Origin of the sequence: Salegentibacter lacus (genome assembly GCF_020164555.1) — a bacterium.
Lineage (GTDB): Bacteria > Bacteroidota > Bacteroidia > Flavobacteriales > Flavobacteriaceae > Salegentibacter > Salegentibacter lacus.
Genome location: NZ_JAIQZB010000020.1, coordinates 15,732 through 33,499 on the forward strand (window position 1 = coordinate 15,732; position 17,768 = coordinate 33,499).

16 protein-coding genes and 1 pseudogene are annotated in these 17,768 nt (G+C 37.4%); 4 read left to right on the forward strand and 13 right to left on the reverse strand.

Annotation, left to right across the window (positions count from 1 at the left end; translation table 11 throughout):
* Nucleotides 1–218 precede the first annotated feature (218 nt).
* A complete protein-coding gene (gene hemW / locus LB465_RS14940) occupies nt 219–1,352 on the reverse strand; it encodes a radical SAM family heme chaperone HemW (protein ID WP_224470730.1) in 1,134 nt (377 codons plus the stop codon).
* A 32-nt stretch (nt 1,353–1,384) separates the two neighbouring features.
* Complete coding sequence (gene ruvC, locus LB465_RS14945; protein WP_224470731.1) at nt 1,385–1,936, reverse strand: crossover junction endodeoxyribonuclease RuvC; 552 nt, start codon at nt 1,934–1,936, stop codon at nt 1,385–1,387.
* Between the two features lie 186 nt (nt 1,937–2,122).
* On the opposite strand from ruvC, the gene LB465_RS14950 reads away from it, so the two are divergent.
* Nucleotides 2,123–3,262: a glycosyltransferase family 2 protein gene (locus LB465_RS14950; RefSeq protein ID WP_224470732.1), complete on the forward strand. Its 1,140-nt coding sequence runs from the start codon at nt 2,123–2,125 to the stop codon at nt 3,260–3,262.
* 2 nt (nt 3,263–3,264) lie between these two features.
* Nucleotides 3,265–3,540, forward strand: coding sequence for a YciI-like protein (locus LB465_RS14955; protein WP_224470733.1), 276 nt, complete (start codon nt 3,265–3,267; stop codon nt 3,538–3,540).
* Here LB465_RS14955 and LB465_RS14960 read toward each other — a convergent pair.
* From LB465_RS14960 to LB465_RS14990, 7 genes and pseudogenes are all read right to left on the reverse strand, one after another.
* The gene (locus tag LB465_RS14960) at nt 3,537–3,941 is read right to left on the reverse strand and encodes a type II toxin-antitoxin system HicB family antitoxin (RefSeq protein WP_224470734.1); all 405 of its coding nucleotides are present in this window, start codon (nt 3,939–3,941) and stop codon (nt 3,537–3,539) included. The two genes, LB465_RS14955 and LB465_RS14960, sit on opposite strands and share 4 nt — an antisense overlap.
* 6 nt (nt 3,942–3,947) lie before the next feature.
* A pseudogene (locus tag LB465_RS14965) lies at nt 3,948–4,088 on the reverse strand (type II toxin-antitoxin system HicA family toxin); the annotation flags it as partial.
* Between the two features lie 100 nt (nt 4,089–4,188).
* Nucleotides 4,189–4,758, reverse strand: coding sequence for a hypothetical protein (locus LB465_RS14970; RefSeq protein WP_224470735.1), 570 nt, complete (start codon nt 4,756–4,758; stop codon nt 4,189–4,191).
* Between the two features lie 68 nt (nt 4,759–4,826).
* The gene (locus LB465_RS14975) at nt 4,827–5,225 is read right to left on the reverse strand and encodes an ExbD/TolR family protein (protein ID WP_224470736.1); all 399 of its coding nucleotides are present in this window, start codon (nt 5,223–5,225) and stop codon (nt 4,827–4,829) included.
* Between the two features lie 51 nt (nt 5,226–5,276).
* Nucleotides 5,277–6,395: a tetratricopeptide repeat protein gene (locus tag LB465_RS14980; RefSeq protein WP_224470737.1), complete on the reverse strand. Its 1,119-nt coding sequence runs from the start codon at nt 6,393–6,395 to the stop codon at nt 5,277–5,279.
* Nucleotides 6,396–6,417: 22 nt separating this feature from the next.
* Nucleotides 6,418–7,869 (reverse strand): M56 family metallopeptidase, encoded by a 1,452-nt coding sequence (locus LB465_RS14985; protein ID WP_224470738.1) that lies wholly within the window; start codon nt 7,867–7,869, stop codon nt 6,418–6,420.
* The gene (locus LB465_RS14990; protein ID WP_224470739.1) at nt 7,869–8,231 is read right to left on the reverse strand and encodes a BlaI/MecI/CopY family transcriptional regulator; all 363 of its coding nucleotides are present in this window, start codon (nt 8,229–8,231) and stop codon (nt 7,869–7,871) included. Before LB465_RS14990 ends, LB465_RS14985 begins: the two co-directional genes overlap by 1 nt.
* 311 nt (nt 8,232–8,542) lie before the next feature.
* Between LB465_RS14990 and LB465_RS14995 the strand changes: the two genes are divergently transcribed.
* Both LB465_RS14995 and LB465_RS15000 read left to right on the forward strand, forming a co-directional pair.
* Complete coding sequence (locus LB465_RS14995) at nt 8,543–11,221, forward strand: cation-translocating P-type ATPase (RefSeq protein WP_224470740.1); 2,679 nt, start codon at nt 8,543–8,545, stop codon at nt 11,219–11,221.
* Between the two features lie 15 nt (nt 11,222–11,236).
* Nucleotides 11,237–11,734 (forward strand): DUF456 domain-containing protein, encoded by a 498-nt coding sequence (locus LB465_RS15000; protein ID WP_224470741.1) that lies wholly within the window; start codon nt 11,237–11,239, stop codon nt 11,732–11,734.
* Nucleotides 11,735–11,836: 102 nt separating this feature from the next.
* Here LB465_RS15000 and LB465_RS15005 read toward each other — a convergent pair whose 3' ends face one another.
* The 4 genes from LB465_RS15005 to ppsA form a co-directional block, all read right to left on the reverse strand.
* Nucleotides 11,837–12,136: an HPF/RaiA family ribosome-associated protein gene (locus tag LB465_RS15005; protein WP_224470742.1), complete on the reverse strand. Its 300-nt coding sequence runs from the start codon at nt 12,134–12,136 to the stop codon at nt 11,837–11,839.
* 103 nt (nt 12,137–12,239) lie between these two features.
* Nucleotides 12,240–12,680, reverse strand: coding sequence for a hypothetical protein (locus tag LB465_RS15010; protein ID WP_224470743.1), 441 nt, complete (start codon nt 12,678–12,680; stop codon nt 12,240–12,242).
* A gap of 78 nt (nt 12,681–12,758) precedes the next feature.
* Entirely contained in the window at nt 12,759–15,386 is a 2,628-nt protein-coding gene (locus LB465_RS15015) for a cation-translocating P-type ATPase (protein WP_224470744.1), read from the reverse strand.
* A gap of 11 nt (nt 15,387–15,397) precedes the next feature.
* Complete coding sequence (ppsA, locus tag LB465_RS15020) at nt 15,398–17,764, reverse strand: phosphoenolpyruvate synthase (protein WP_224470745.1); 2,367 nt, start codon at nt 17,762–17,764, stop codon at nt 15,398–15,400.
* Between the last annotated feature and the right edge of the window lie 4 nt (nt 17,765–17,768).

Consider the following 17,768-nt stretch of genomic DNA (forward strand, 5'->3'; position numbering starts at 1 on the left):
TATTAAAAAAGTTTTGCTCTAAAACAAGATTGATATAGAATGAGATGAGTCTTTGTGAAATGTAATCAGATCGTCATCCTGAACTCGTCACTTCGAGCGGAGTCGAGAAGTCAGGATCTAAGTTGTTCGTAATTAGAATATGTTAGAAGCTGAAATAAATTCAGCTTGACGAAATCAAAGTTTTAAAATACTCCTTAGATTTAAAGTAAAAACCAAAGCTAATTTTCCTCAAGAAAAAATAAATCTGCCGCAATCCCATCGCTTAAAAATTTTCCTTTTGAAGTGATATGGAAAATCCCTTTTTCTTCTGCTAACAGGTTTTCTGTTTGAAGTGCCTGTGTCAGGTTTAGAAAATGATCTTTGTAAGCGACTCCGAACTTTTCTTCAAGCTCAACCAGGGAAACCCCGAATTTTGTTCGAAGGCGTGTCATCACATATTCATTGTACTTATCAGAAAGGGATAAGTCTTCAGTTTCCTGCGGAATTTCATCATTTCCCAGGGCTTTTATATATAAAGGATTATTCGAGATATTCCATTTCCTTGAATTCCCATCGTAGGAATGGGCAGCAGGACCAATTCCCAAATAAGGTTTCCCCAACCAGTAAGCGGTATTGTTTTGTGAAAAACAGCCCGGTTTGCCAAAATTGGAAAATTCATAATGTTCAAAGCCATTTTTGGTAAGCGTGTGGACTAAAATTTCAAAGTGAAGTTTAGCAGCTTCATCGTCTACCGGTTTAATTTTCCCTCTTTCAATAAACTTCTGAAGCGCAGTATTCGGTTCTACCGTTAGCGCATAACTGGAAATATGCGGTACGCCGAGTTCAAGCGAGATTTCGAGGTTTCTTTTCCACTGCTCCACACTCATTCCGGGAATTCCGTAAATAAGGTCTATAGAAATATTATCGAAATATTGTTTGGCCAGTTTGATACTTTTTAAAGCTTCTTCGGCATTATGGGCGCGGTTCATCAACTTTAAATCGTCTTCAAAAAATGACTGGATTCCAATGCTTAATCTGTTGATTTTAGAAGCAGCCAGCATTTTTATTTTTTCTTCGGTTAAATCATCGGGATTTGCCTCCAGGGTGATTTCGGGGTTTTCAGTAATTTTATAATTAGCGTAAATCGTTTCAAAAATCTGGTGAAGTTCATCGGCTTCCAGCAAACTCGGAGTGCCACCTCCAAAATAAATTGTCTGAATTTCAGGTGATGTAAGTTCGTCTTTTCGTAATACCAATTCTTTGCAAAGCATATCTACCAGCTGCCCTTTCTTTTTTAAAGAGGTAGAAAAATGAAAATCACAATAATGGCAGGCCTGCTTACAAAAAGGAATGTGGATGTAGATACCAGACATTTTGATAATTTGAGGATTTGGAATAATCTGAATTATTTGATTTTTTTCGGATTTTGCTTTACAAAAGCTGCCCAGCCGGTATAATTTTTACCGACTTCAGTCCGGCCCGAATTGTAAAAGTGACAAACCGCTGCCGCAAGCCCATCGGTTGAGTCGAGATTTTTTGGCAGGGATTTCAAACCTAGTAAACTTTGCAGCATTTTCGCTACCTGTTCCTTGCTGGCATTTCCGTTGCCGGTAATCGCCATTTTTATTTTCTTGGGTAAATATTCGGTAATGGGTATTTGTCTCGAAAGCCCGGCGGCCATTGCCACACCTTGTGCCCTGCCCAGTTTTAGCATAGATTGTACATTTTTACCAAAAAATGGGGCTTCAATCGCGATTTCATCGGGATGATAGGTGTCAATCAACTCTATGGTACGCTCAAAAATCAATTTTAGTTTTACGTAGGGATCGCTGTATTTACTCAGCTGTAATTCGTTCAGCTGCATAAATTTCATCTCTTTGTTCTCCACTTTTATGAGTCCAAAGCCCATAATCGTGGTCCCGGGATCAATTCCTAAAATAATTTTTTCGCTCTTCAAAATAGCTGTTTCGATTTAAAGCTCGCATAATTTCAGCCAGCTTCGCAAAGCTAAGCAATTTCATTTCCTTACCCGCTAAGCGAGGTTCTAATTACGCAATTACTGGAAGCACTTTTCTACTTTACCGCCCGTGGTTTTGCTGTAAATTAGTTTACTTTACAGGGAATAAGAAACTAAAAACCGAATATGATTTTCTTTATAATTATTTGTTTTTTTTATGCAGTTTTAATGTTAATGCTACTTTATGGCTGGAAAAAAACACAGGAATTCCCTTCGGAAAATTCACCTGCGGAAATCGGGTTTTCCATAGTTATTCCTTTCAGAAATGAAGCCGAAAATTTACCGGATTTACTAAGTTCACTCACCGAAATAAACTACTCAAAAACGAAATTTGAAATTTTACTGGTTAATGATGAATCTCAAGATAACTCGGTAGAAATCATCGAAGAGTTTCAGCAAAATCACTCAGAATTCAGTGTAAAACTGTTAGAAAACAAAAGAGTTTCAAATTCTCCGAAAAAGGATGCCATTTCTACCGCGATTAATTCTGCAAAATTTGAATATATCCTTACCACCGATGCCGATTGCCAGGTCCCTGAAAACTGGTTAAAAACTTATAACGATTTTATTCTAAAAACCGGAAATAAACTTATTGCAGGTCCGGTAACTTTAATTCCGTTTTCTTCGAAAAACAAACAAAAATCCAAATTTAGAAATTTTGAAGCATTAGACGTTTTAAGTCTGCAGGCATCAACCGCAGGAACTTTTGGGATAGGAAAAGCATTTATGTGCAATGGCGCTAATTTATGTTATGAAAAGAACGCCTTTTTTAAGGTTTCCGGGTTTTCGGGAAATGATAAAATTGCCAGTGGCGATGATGTGTTTTTGCTTCAAAAATTTCAGAAAGAAAATTATAAAATCAGTTTTTTGAAAAGTAGGGAAGCGATTGTTTCTACCCAGCCTCAAAATAATTTAGGTAATTTGGTTTCTCAAAGAATAAGATGGGCTTCTAAAACACCGGCTTATAAAACCTTATTTGCAAAATTTACGGGAATCACCGTTCTTTTAATGAATTTAAGCCTTGTCATTGCCGCTATTTTAGTGTTTTTTCAGGTTTTGTCATATCAGTCTATTTTGATCATTTTTCTAATAAAGTTTAATTTGGATTTTATTTTGATCTACAGCTCAGCTAAATTTTTTAAGCGGGAAACCGTATTACGAAGTTATTTTTGGAGCAGTATCTTTTATCCTTTTTTTAGCACTTATGTAGCAGTGAAATCCCTATTTTCGGGTTTTTACTGGAAAGGAAGACAATTCAAAAGATAAAGATGAATTATTATATTTTAAGTTATACAACCGGGGAAAACTACCTGGAAGAACGGGTGAAATACCGACAAGAACATTTAAACCACGCCACCGAATATTTTAATGAAGGCTACCTCACTCTTGGTGGTGCTATAGATTCAGCCAACGAAGCTATACTGGTTTTTAAAGCAGGTTCTGATAAAATTGTCAAAGCTTTTGCAGAAAACGATCCCTATGTAAAAAACGGACTCATAAAAGCCTGGACGGTAAAAAAATGGAATGTGGTGATTGGAAATTAGATAGAAATGGAAAGAAGGTCTTCGCCTAATTCGTGAATAGCTTTTTCAATTTTTCTTGCCCTTTCTTCTGAAGCATTTGCCTTTCCGCTGGCATACTGGCGCATTAGTGATGGATTTATACCGGTCTTTTCGGCGATAGCTGAAATTTTTATCGGTAGAAGTTTAAAGAACGAAGCTATATCCAGCTTATATTCAAATTCGTTTAAATCTTTAATTTCATTTAACCAGTCTTCATTAAGATCTTCGGCTACTTCTTTGTAATCCTGAAATGCAATCCTTAGATTTTGCTTTAGTTCATCTAATGAACTTCCAAAGGCACTTACACCACCGGGAATATTTTGAGTGCTTCCCCAGTAAGTTCCATCCTCTGCCTTTTCAACATAAATCTCTACCTTTTTCATTACAGTTTATTTAATTCCGGCTTGTTTTAAAATTGCATTCAAGGTTCCTTTGGGAATATCTTTCTTAGGATGCGGAATGGTAACAATTCCCTTCTTTGTTGGATGTTTGAAGTGATGATGACTTCCTTTCGTTCTTACCAGAAACCAACCATCTTTCTTGCCTTAATAGGGGAAACCAAGTTCTCCTTATAAATTTATAACAAAAATGTTATATAACAAAACTGCTATAATATGTGAAATTGAGAGATTATTCAGCTTTAATTACAATTGGCATTTTAAAAACGGTAGAGACAGGCACCCCACGCTTGCTGGCGGGATATATTTTTGGAAGGGAATCTATAGATTGGTCTAACCACATTCTTAATTCCGGAAGCTGATCGTTTAATGTAGAATCTATTTGTACCGAATCTATCTCGGGATGACCCGAGCTGTTAATTTCAAGATAAAGATAAAGCGTATCGTCTATCGATTCAGTAACTACAGGTTGTTGTTTAGAAAGATAAGCGTAAATATTTTCAGCAACTTCCCGCTCAAAACATTCGCGTGCCGCAAGGAGTTCTGTTTCGTTTTGGCAATCTTCAAAAGCAGGATATGCGTCTACTTCTTTCCAGTTAAGCGTTTTGGATTCCAGCTCCAGCACCTCTTCTGAAGAAATTTTCTTAGTCTCAAAATTACAGGAGAAAACTACTAAAACAGCAATTGCAAGTAAACTTCGCCGAAACAGAATCGGGAAGTAATTATAGAAATAACAACACTTAAATCTCGAGACTGGTTTCAGAGCATTTAAATCTCGATTATCGAGTAAAGCTTTTTTCATTGGCAAACGCGCTTGGACTTTGAGCAAAAGTAATGAAATTTAAAAGAAAGCTTTGTGAAAATCAACGGCTAATCTTTTATAGCATCCAGCTTCAGCGACTTTACTTCTTGCTGCCAGCCGGAGTTCTCAAGATTGATATTTTTATATTCCAAAAGGTATTTATTGGTCTTAGACTGTAGACCTTCAACTGCGGATATAAGCTTATGGTTTACATCAATAATAAAACCGTGTTTCAGATTTTTATCTCCGTAAATATTAAAAATGAGTCGGTTATACTTGGTCGCAGGTTGTTTGTAGATTAAATCTTTAGTTTCTTTAGAAAGTTCGCCTATCGTCACATTTCGATCTTCCAAATAGATGTTCTTATCAGCATCTACAAATACATTTACTTGAAAAGCCTCCTGGGCAAAACCGGAAACAGTGATAAGAAAAAGGCTTATAAAAAGTGTAATAATCTTAAATTTCATAGGTGTTAATTTAAAAGGAATTACTAAAAATCCATTCGAAGCCTTTTCCAGTTATTTTCCAGCTAAGTGTATTTTTTTCTTAAGGTCACTGATCCTGGTTTTTGCTCTATAGAGCATTCCATCGTTTCCAGTACTTTCGTATTTATTAAAATAAGCCTGGTAATAACCAATTGCGGTCTCATCATCTTCCATATAATTATCTGCCGCTACGGCACGTTCGTATAAAGCTCTTTCATTTTCTGGATTTTCCTCCAGGGCTTTATTAAAATAATCCAGCGCATCTTTATACTTTTCCTGCATTTTGTAGGTGAGTCCCAAACTCAAATATTCGGCATCTACCGGTTGCTTTTTAATAAGGATGGACATTAATAAATGAGTTTCAGATTTGTCTAAATCCCCTGTTAAGGCATATAATTTTCCAAGGGTATAATGCGTAGCCGAGTTTCGGTCTTCAAACTCAAGCGCCTTATTATACATTTTTATCGCTTTCTCATAATCTCCCATTTGATAATAAGCAAAACCAAGTTTATTGAAGATAAACTCGGTGCCCTGCCCAAGATCAATCAACTTTTTATAAGGCGGAATCGCTTCTTTATAAAGGGTTAACGAGGAATAAGTTTGGGCCAGAATAGAAAGCAGAGAGGGATTATTAGGATTTGCCCGAAGCCCGCGTTTACTATAATGCTCTGCCATGGTGTACTGCCGGTTCCTTAATTTATCTTTAGCTACTTTGTAAAGCGCTGCCTGGTGCGTGGTGTCCAGCATTACCGTGTACATAAAATAATGCTGAGCCGTACTATCCTTAAGTTTTTCTTTGACTAATCCTTGCTGATATTTAAAACTGGCGTTCTTCGGATATTTTTCACTCAAAACTTTAAAAAGGCTATCGGCTGCTTTTAGTTTTCCGGTTTTTACCAGTAAGTCGCCATAATCTATGGTGGTTAGAATACGATCTGGATTTTGGTTTAAAACCTTTTTGTAGTTCTCCAGCGCGATTTCGGATTGTCGATTCGCCGCATAGTTCTTAGCCAGCTTAAGATAAGTTTTCTCTGTTTTAGGATTTATCTCCTGGAGTTTATTTATCGCTTCGGAATATTCCCCCACAGCATACAAACTGTCTGAAATGGCCAAAGCCGAAGTTTGAGCTTCGGCTTTAAAGGCTACTAACATTAAAATAATAATGAAACTAAACTTATTCACCTATCTGAAAAACTATTGGAAGTGAATACATCACGCTAATTTCCTTTCCGTCCTGTTTCCCGGGCTGCATTTTAGGAAGTTCAGAAATAACTCTTATGGCTTCTTCTTGTAAGGCTGGATGTGAAGCTCGCGCTTTTACATCTACAACTTCTCCGGTTTCATCTATTCTAAATTGAGCTATTACGCGATTTACACCTTTTAGGTTTAATTCTTCACCTAAACCTGTATTGAAGTTTTTGTTTACAAATTGGGAAATCTGGCGACTCATACATTCCTTTCTCTCCTTATTAGAACTTAAGCCTTCACAACCTTCAAATACAGGAACTTCTTCAATTACTGCAAACGGAACAGCGTTCGAATTATCTCCTGAAGCTGATGATTTTTCAAAAGGTGGTAATGGCGGTGGAGTTGGACGATTTTCATTTTGACCCATCGCATCTAGAATTTCAAATAATTGCTGCTTTTCAGTGTCAGATAATTTCTTACCATCATCAATGGCCATTTTAATTTCTGCTAATTGTTCAGAAATTGACTGATTATCGTCTATTCCTTCTTTATCTTCAGAACACGACACATAGGTGAGCATCATAAAGAGTAACGGAAGTACAAATAGGTACTTGAATTTTGCGATTGTTTTTGATCTTGATTTTTGTAACATAATAATTCGTTTTTTGATTAATGAATGATTAAAAAATTGATTGATGAATGAAATATTCTGCGTGTTAAACGCGGTGTTAAGCAACTGTTCGTAATAGCTGCGTTTAGTGGTGGTTTTTACCACATTTGCATCGGCGATGAACTCGTGCAAAGCGGCAATCCTACTCTGATAGATATATACCAAAGGATTAAACCAAAATATGATCTTTAAAGCTTCAAAAAACACCAAATCCAGGCTGTGTTTTTGCCTAACATGAACTAATTCGTGCGATAAAATTTGTTGCTTTTCAGCTTCAGATAATTTATCGCCCAAAAACACGGTTTTAAAAAAAGTACAGGCAATATTTGAATTCGGAACTTCAATAATTCTCAGCTCTTTATTTTCTGAAATTCTTCGGAAACAAAATAAATTGTTCAGGTTTTGGTATTTCTTGAGCAATAAAATTAAACTAAGTACCACTCCTGAAATATAGGTAACTAACCACCAGTTTATTTGTAAACCTTGCTCTTGTGCTATATTCACGGCAGGCAACTGATGAACATTTTCAGGCTCACCGCCAATATAAACTTCCGGAAGCCAAACCTGCGAAAGCGCCGAGATGGATTCTGCCGGCACCAATGTCGATAAACTTTCAATTTTCAATAAAGGAAGTAAAAGCGAAACAAGCGGTGTTACTAATAAATACAACCTGTTTATATTGAAAAACGTCTCTTTTTTTAGCAGCAGTTCATACATCAGCAAAAAACCGAGTTGGAACAATACCACCTGAATTATATACTGTAACATTATTGCTCTTTTTTATTGATCTCCTTTAAAATCGCTTCCAGGTCTTTGGTGTCCATATCGTTCTTTTTCATAAAAAAGGAAACCATACTTTTAAAGGAGCCGTTAAAATAATTATTCATCAATTTATTGATGCTTTGATTGCTATAAGTCTCACGAGCCAAAAGCGGAAAATATAAATAACCTTTCCCTTTCTTTTCGTGATCTACAAAACCTTTATCTTCCAGGATTCTTACAATGGTAGAAACCGTGTTGTATGCGGGTTTAGGCTCTGGCATTTCCTCGATAATTGAAGCGACATTGGCTTTCTCCAGTTTCCAGAGAATTTGCATAATCTCTTCTTCGGCTTTGGTTAGTTGTTTCATAAGTTCCTTTTGTCATTTCCCGAAGGCGGAAATCTATTTTAATTTTTCTACACCGGACTGAATTTTCAGACTTTATCCCGAATTGACTTCGGGATTCTAAATTGAATTGAAATTAGATCCTGACTTCTCGACTCCGCTCGGAGTGACGAATTCTGGATGACGTTTAATTCAATTTAATAATGCTAATATAAACTAACATTTTAGTTTAACCTAATTATTTAGTTAAAAAAAATTAATAGAGGATGCCAAAAAAAATTTAAAATAATTATAAGGTCCGCACCAAAACAGCAAAAATCCTTAACTTTTAAGCTATGATTTCAGAAAAAGAACTTTCAGATCTACGCAAAAAAGCTTATCAACTCTCTTCCGAAGAGGTTATCGAAAAACTACAAACCGATGCCAATAATGGTTTAGATGAAAATAATATTAAGGATCGCCAGGAGAAATTCGGAAAAAACCAGCTCGAAGAAAAATCGGGAAAAAGTATTCTGAGTATTATTCTTAGCCAGTTAAATAATCCTGTAATATATCTCCTTACTGCCGCTGCGGTAATCGCATTTCTTTTTGGCGATGTTCCCGAAGCCATAGTAATTCTTGTTGTTCTTATTGTAAATACCATTATCGGTTTCTGGATGGAGTTCCAGGCACAGAAGTCTATGGAAGCCATTAAAAAAATGGATAAAACCGAAATAACGGTGATTAGAGACGGGAAAGAAACTGAACTTGATGCCGAAGAAATTGTGCCCGGAGATGTTCTAAAAATAGATGCAGGCGACTTAATTCCGGCAGATGCCCGTTTACTTGAAGCTAACGAACTTCGAATTGACGAAGCGGCCTTAACAGGAGAATCTGTACCGGTTAACAAATCTTCTGAAGCCATTGAAGATGAAAAACAAGTGGCCGATCGTAACAATACCATTTACAAAGGAACTGCCGTTACTGCCGGAACCGGGAAAGCTGTGGTTTTTGCCACGGCTATGCACACCGAGGTAGGAAATATCTCGGCTATGGTCCAGGAACAGGACAAAGACGAAACGCCCTTAACTACCAAACTTAACCAGCTTACCAAAAATCTAATATGGGTCATTCTTGCTATGGCAGCGGCATTTTTCTTATTTGGCTGGTTAACCGATAAAGACCTTTATCAACTGATCCAGACCTCAATTGCCTGGGCCATTGCCGCAATCCCGGAAGGTTTACCCATTGTTGCCAGTATTGCCCTTGCCCGCGGGATGTATAGATTGTCTAAGCAAAATGTACTGGTTAAAAAATTAAGCGCCGTAGAAACCCTTGGAGAAACTACCGTAATATTTACCGATAAAACCGGAACGCTAACTAAAAATAAACTTACTGTCAAAAATTTCTCTTTGCCGAAAAAAGAGGACCTAAAAGTTAATTGGAAAGATGAAAAACCCGAAGTTGAAAATAAGGAGAACTCTAATTTTCAGGAAATATTTAAAATATCAGTTCTTGCAAACGATGCAAATTTGGAAGACGATGGGACAGAAAATGGTGATCCCTTAGAAATTGCCCTATTAAAGTTCACTAAGAATTTAGATGAAGAATTCTATACCGAAAACAAGAAAAAAGAGCGTATTCTTCATAAACCTTTTGACTCTGACACCATGACAATGGGTGTGGCTTCTAAAAGTGAAAATGCCAAAATATACATTGCTGCCAAGGGATCTACGAGTGCAATTTTAGATAGAAGTACGCATATTTTGGAAAATGATGAAGAAACAGAACTCAATAAAGAACAAAAAGAAAAATGGCAGCAGAAAAATAATGAGCTTTCTGAAGATGGATTACGGGTTTTAGCCTTTGGCTACAGAAAAACAGAAAAGAAACCTGAAGATGAAGACAATTTTATAGAGAAACTATGCTTTGTTGGATTAATAGGATTTATAGATCCGCCGCGGGAAGAAATTGCTTCATCTATAGAAACCTGTAAAAAAGCAGGGATTAAAGTATTAATGGTTACAGGAGATCATCCCGGCACAGCTAAAAACGTAGGGAAAACGGTTCACCTTTTTTCCGAAGATGAAGAAAATAACGATGTGGCTGTGCACGGTAAAGACTTAAATGATAAGGATATTCCATACGAAGAAATAAAGGATTCTTATGTTTTCTCCCGTGTTGCTCCGGGGCAAAAATTAAAGCTTATTGAAACTTACAAAAATAATGGTGAAATAGTAGCTATGACCGGGGATGGAGTGAATGATGCTCCCGCATTGAAGAAAGCTGATATTGGTATTGCGATGGGAAAAAGGGGAACCCAGGTGGCCCAGGAAGTAGCCGATGTGGTATTAAAAGATGATTCTTTTGATTCTATAATAAATGCAGTTGCACAAGGACGAATTATATTTGGCAATATTAGGCGTTTTGTAGTCTATCAACTTTCTTATCACCTTAGTGAGATTCTTATCATTGCGATAATGAGTTTCAGTTTATTTACCTTGCCTATTTTACCGCTTCAGCTGCTTTTTTTAAATCTTTTATCTGATGTTTTTCCTGCACTCGCACTAGGAGTTGGCGAAGGTGACAAAAAAGTACTTGAGCATCCGCCAAAAGATCCTAAGGAACCAGTACTTAAAAAGCAGAACTGGCGACAGATTATTTCTTATGGTTTAATAATAACTGCAAGTGTAAGTGGCGCTTACCTCTACTCTCATTTTATATTACAGCAATCTGAAAGTATCAATAATAACATCGCATTTTTTAGTCTTGCTTTCGCTCAATTTCTTCACGTTTTTAATTTGCGTGATGGGGATGAGAATATGTTTAACAACCAGGTTACCAGAAATAAATTTATCTGGATGGCATTACTGCTATGTATTAGCTTAGTTTTAATTGCCTATTTTGTGCCGGTATTTGCTGATGTTTTGTCTTTTGAAAAACTCAGTTTACAGAGTTGGATTCTTATAGGTATTAGTAGTATTGCGCCGCTAATAATTATTCAGTTCATTAAAGAAATCAAAAAAGATTTTTAAACCCATTCTAACCTTATGGATATACTTTTATTTACGCTAGCAGCTATTTGTATGGTCCTTGGCATCCTGGGAAGTTTTTTGCCGGTTTTGCCCGGTGTACCACTTAGTTGGGTAGGATTATTGCTTCTTTATTTAGCACCTTCGGTTCCTATAAATTTCTGGGTTTTGGGAATCGCTTTTATTCTCGCCGCTATAATTTATGCTTTGCAACTTATAATCCCGGCAATGGGAACAAAAAAATACGGTGGTAGTAAAGCCGGAATGTGGGGTGCCACTATCGGCCTGGTAATTGGGATTTTTGTCCCTATCCCGCTGGGAATAGTAATTGGAGCTTTTGCCGGAGCTTTTATTGGTGAAATCATCAATAAAGCTGATTCTAAATCGGCTCTACGTGCGGCTTATGGATCCTTTATCGGTTTACTAGCTTCTGCCTTTATGGAGTTGGTTGTAGCGGTAGGATTTTTAATTTTCTTCAGCTATAAAGCCTGGGAATTTCGGGAATTGATCTTCTAAAAAGAGAGACTGCTTAAAATAATTTCACTCTAAGTCGGATAAATTGAGCTTAACCGGAATGAATTGTAACACATTTTCTTTTAAACAGTCTCTGCAAGCATCTTAATGTGCTACGAAAACAGCTTTTCGTTTTTTGAGTTGCTGTTCCAGTTCGAAGATGGTCTTTTTGATGGCTAATTCAAAACTTTCTTCGGTTGAGGAAGCAAAAATCCTGGGACCGGGCGCACTTAGCTCGATCTCACAAATCTTTGATTTTCCTGTAGGGTCATTTTCTTCTTTAAAATAAACTTCGGCTTTTATAAGCCAGTCATATTTATCTGATAGTTTATTTAGGCTTTTTGATACATTTTGAGTTAAAGCTTCACTTCCTTTTGTCTTTATAAATTGAATATTGATGAGCATAGTAGTAGGTTTTTAATGTTAGTTCAAAATTAGGTTTAAGGGATTTCAAAAAATATGATGAGGGTCACTTTGCTATAGATTAGCCTGTTTTTCAGTATCCATTTCAGGAAATTTCCAGCACCTTATCGGTGTCTTTTATATATTCGGTGATCTTGAAAAGTTCTAACCTGTTTAACCTGAACGCCTTTACAAAACTTACTATCTCGTCTTCCAGATGTTCATGTTCTAATCTAAAAACCCTGGAATCTTCCATTTTTTCTAAAATCATTTTTCCTATTTGTTGTCTATGCTTATCGGTTTTTTCCAATAGATCCTGGCAACGTTCTTTCAACCTCAGGAGTTCATTCTTCATTTTTGATGCTACCCTGTAATTCTCATCTTTATCTATCCATATAAAATAGCTGTCTAAAAGTTTATGTAGAAAACTGAGATCGTCCCTAAAAAAATGTAAATCTGAATTCCAGTGTTTGGTAAGCGTATAGAGCTGCTCCATATTGGCCTCGGCAATAAAATCGCCTTTTGGCCTTTTCCTTATACTTTCCATAATTAATAGTTTTAGTATTCATTGAAATTAAAACAAAACGCTCTAAAAAAGTATGATTTTCGTCAGTCACGACTAAGTTTAATTAGCCAATTTCAAACGCTTTAAGATCTGCGATATCATTAATGAAGCAGTACCAAAAACAATTATAACAACAAATTGATTAGCTGATAGGGGCACCAGCGATAAAGCTTCTGCCATCAAAGGAATATGATAAACAACAACCATAGTTAAAATCGAAAAAGCCGAGGCTGCCCAAACCCATGGATTGGAGGTTACTTCATTTTTCCAAAAAGATATTTTTCGTCTAGGAAGATTAAAGACATTCAGCAATTGTCCTAAAATAAGAGTGTAAAATGCAATATTATTCACCAAAATCGAGTTTAATCCCATTTTAAAATGTGTGTAAGCCACTACCCCAATCACCGAGGCTGTAATACTTAAACCATACATCACTGTTGCAGTCCAAAGCTTTTTAGTAAGAATAGGCTCTTGCGGATCCCTGGGAGGATCTTTCATAATATTTGGATCTCCTTTCCCAACTCCCAAAGCCAAAGCAGGGAAAACATCGGTTATGAGATTTAGAAAAAGTATTTGCAGCGGAAGTAATGGCATTGGTAAATTACCCAAAGAAGCCAGGGCAACCGAAATTATCTCTGCCAGGTTACAGGAAAGTAAAAAGACCACAAACTGCCTGATGTTCTCAAAAATGGTTCGTCCCTGCCTTATAGCAAGCTCGGTAGAGGTAAATTTATCGTCCATTAAAATTACATCAGCGACTTCTTTAGCGGCCTCGGTTCCACGAATTCCCATAGCAATGCCGATATCTGCCTTTTTAAGGGCCGGGGCATCGTTCACCCCGTCACCCAGCATTCCCACAATTGCTTTATTTTTTTGATAAAATTCTACCAAATCCAGTTTCTGACCGGGAACCATTCTGGCAAATATTCCGGCCTGCATTAAGGTATTTTGTTGGTCTTCGGTTAACGAAGCAATTTCCTCAAGATCCGCGCCGTGCACCACCATTTCTTTGGGTGCATCTACAGCAATTAACCCGATTTCTTCCCCAATTTTTCTCGCGGTGTCGGGATGATCCCCGGTAACCATCACCACTCTTATTCCGGCGTTTTTATAGGTTTCAATTGCTTGTTTTATGTCTTTCCGCGGCGGATCTAAAAATCCTAAGATCCCAACGAATGTGAGGTGCTCCATCAAGGTTTCCTGGGCAGGCTTTTCTTTACTTTCCTTATATGCGAAGGCCAGCACCCGCATTCCTTCCGCAGCGATTAGTTTTGCCTGTTGGTCCCATTTTTCTTTATCCTGAAATTCCTTAGGCCCATCTTCGGTTAAAACCAAATCACAGGAATTGAGTAAAGCTTCCAACGCTCCTTTTACGCAAGTTAAATAGTCACTTTCGAAAGTATGTAAAGTGGCCATTTTTTTGATTTCCGCATCAAAAGGAATTTCCCCTATTTTTGGATATTTCTCCTGAAGTTCTTTATAATCGAATCCCATTTCGGTAGCGAATTCAATTAAAGCAATCTCTACGGCATCTCCCGTGAATTTATCATCTTTCAATTTTGAATTATTACAGAGACTACCTATATGTATCAGTTTTTCAAAAGCAAGATCATTTTTGAAGTTTGCGGCTTCTGTAGCAGGAAAATCTGAAGTACCCAGCATTAAGTGATGAACACTCATTTTATTTTCGGTAAGCGTACCGGTCTTATCGGTGCAAATAATCCCAGTTTCACCAAGGGTCTGAACAGCCTCTAATTTCTTAATTACCACATTCCTTTTAGAAAGCCGAAGCATTCCCCTGGCAAGAGCAATAGTAGCCACAATAGGCAAACCTTCCGGAATTGCAGCGACGGCCAAGGCTATACCCGTTTTAATCATCAGCATTAAATCTTTGCCCTGAAAATAACCGGTGACAACAATAAGAATTGCGAGAATTAAAGTGAGCCAGATAAGCCACCTACTCAATCGCTTCAACTTCTTTTCTAAGGGTGTGCTTTCCTTTTTAGCACTACTGGTGAGTTCACTAATTCGACCAATTTCAGTTTTAATTCCTGTGGAAATCACAATAGCTTTCGCTTTTCCTCTAACCGCAATTGTGCCTTTGTAAAGCATATTCTTTCGGTTAGCCAGTGGAACTTTATCGGGAAGCGCTTCTATATTTTTTTCTATCTGATTACTTTCCCCGGTTAGGATCGCTTCTTTTACCGCAAAACTTTCGGTTTCAAGCATTCGGCAATCTGCAGGAATAACATCTCCACTTTCCAGAATTACAATGTCTCCTGGAACTAATCCTTCCGCTTTAATTTCCTGTTCTTTGCCATCGCGCAAAACATTGGCCTTGGTTTCTACCATTTTTTGCAAAGCCTCTACAGAGCGAATCGCCTGCCATTCCATAAAAAAACCTATAAGCGCGGTAATGAGAATCACTATTAAAACGGCCGTGCCTTCCAGCCATTCACCAAAGAAATAAGCAAGAGCCATCGCGGCAGCCAGAATATAAATTATAGGATCAAGAAATTGTTCTAAAAATATAAGTCCGATATTTTTAGACTTTGATTTTTTTAAACGGTTGGGACCATGATCTTTTAATCTTAAAGTTACCTCAGCGGCTGTCAATCCTTTATCGGGATCGACCTTTAATTCTGAAAGGATTTTTTCAGAAGGAATAGCGTGCGGATCTTTCAACATTTTCTTGTGTTTTACTGCCCGGCTTCAGCCTGATTAATATTCTCTACCCCTTTTAAAAGCGCATCGGGATTAAACGAAATACTACTGATTTTTTCATTTACTAAAAAAGAAGCAAATTCCGGAAAATCGCTGGGTGCCTGTCCGCACAGTCCTATTTTCTTCCCGGCCTTGCGAGCTTTTTGTATTGCGGTTGCAATCATTTCTTTTGCAGCTGCATTATTTTCATCAAACACACCGGCCATTAATTCTGAATCGCGATCAACTCCCAGGGTTAGTTGGGTAAGATCGTTGGAGCCAATCGAAAATCCGTCGAAAAATTCAGCAAATTCCTCCAGGAGAATTACGTTAGAGGGAATTTCAACCATCATATAAATTTCGAGGGAATTTTTTCCGCGTTCCAAACCGAATTCTTTCATTAAATCGATCACACTTTTCGCTTCATTTATGGTTCTGCAAAAAGGGATCATAACTTTTAAATTGTCAAGTCCCATTTCTTCCCGCACCCTTTTTATAGCTTTGCATTCCAGTTCAAAAGCCTCCTTATAATTCGGGTGATAATAACGGGCAGCACCTCTAAAACCGAGCATAGGGTTTTCTTCTAAAGGCTCAAATTGACGACCTCCTATTAAGTTTGCATATTCGTTACTTTTAAAATCACTAAGCCTTACAATTACTTCCTTAGGATAAAAAGCTGCGGCCATAACCGCAATTCCTCGTGATAATTCTTCAACGAAAAAGTCACGTTTATCTTTATACTGCCAGGTTAGTTCTTCAATAATCTTTTTTGCTGCGGTTTCTTTAACCTCATCATATTTCACCAAAGCCATAGGGTGAATTTTCACCTTATGAGTGATAATGAATTCCATACGCAATAAACCCACTCCATTATTTGGGTAAAATGAAAGCTGAAAAGCCCTATCCGGATCTGAAAGAATAAATTTAGCTTCGGTTTTTGGCAGGGTAATTTTACCGAAATCAATTTCATTTGTTTCAAATTCCAGGGCCCCTTTATAGACGAAACCTGTTTTTCCTTCGCAGGAAACAGTTATCATTTCGCCATCTTTAATCTTCTGGGTAGCATCATTGGTTCCTACAATTGCCGGAACACCAAGTTCGCGAGCTACAATTGCCGCGTGACTTGTTCTCCCGCCTCTTTCGGTTACTACTGCTACTGCCAATTTTAATAATGGATCCCAATCCGGGCTAGTGTTATTGGTGATTAAAATTTCTCCGGGATTTAATTTATGGCCTTCCTCCGGCGATTTTAAGTACCTGGCTTTTCCGGTTGCGATGCTAGAACCAATGGCACTTCCGCTGGTTAAAACTTCCCCTTTTTCCTTTAGATGATATTCTATATAAAAACGTTTGTCCTCATCTTTATGCACAGTTTCTGGCCGGGCCTGAGTGATAAAAAGCTCGTTAGTTAAACCATCTTTTGCCCACTCTAAATCCATTGGACGGTTGTAATGCTTTTCGATAAGTAAAATCCATCGGGAAAGTTTAATCACCTCCTCATCACTCAAAACAAAACTATCCTGTTTTTCGAGCGGAGTTTCAATATTTACTGTTGAAGAATGGCCGCTGGATTCGGCGTAAACCATAGAAAGTTCTTTATGTCCCAGTTTTTTCTGAATAATGGGATTTTCAGCTTTATCAATAGTTGATTTAAAAACATCAAATTCATCGGGATTAACCATTCCCTGCACAATATTTTCTCCCAATCCCCAAACTCCGGAAATATGAATAATATTCCTAAAACCTGATTCAGGATCGAGGCTAAAACCAATTCCAGAGCAACTAATATCTGATCTCACCATTTTTTGAACACCCACAGAAAGTGCGACGTCGTGATGCAGAAAACCCTTATCTTCGCGGTATTTGATAGCCCTGTTGGTATACAGGGAAGCAAAACAAGCTTTAACCGCATTTAGCAAAGCTTCAGAACTTTTGATATTTAAAAACGTATCATGCTGGCCGGCAAAACTCGCATTGGGTAAATCCTCGGCGGTAGCGCTACTTCTTACAGCAACTTGTATATCTTCATCTTTGCCCAACTCCTGATAGGCGGTAATTATTTCTCTGGAAAAATCATCAGAAAAATTTCCTGATAAAATTAAATCCCTCGCTTCAGCGCCAATGCTACTTAGATTTTTAAAATTATCCCGATCCAGGGTCTTCAGCAGATTATTTATTTTATCTTCAATATTATTCGATTTAATAAAAATCCAGAAGGCTTCAGATGTAGTCGCAAAGCCATCTGGCACCAGAACACCTTCAGAAGATAATTCGTTATACATTTCGCCCAGGGAAGCGTTTTTTCCACCTACCTCAGCCACGTCTTTTATAGAGAGTTCCCTAAATTTTTTAATGAATTTCATAAGC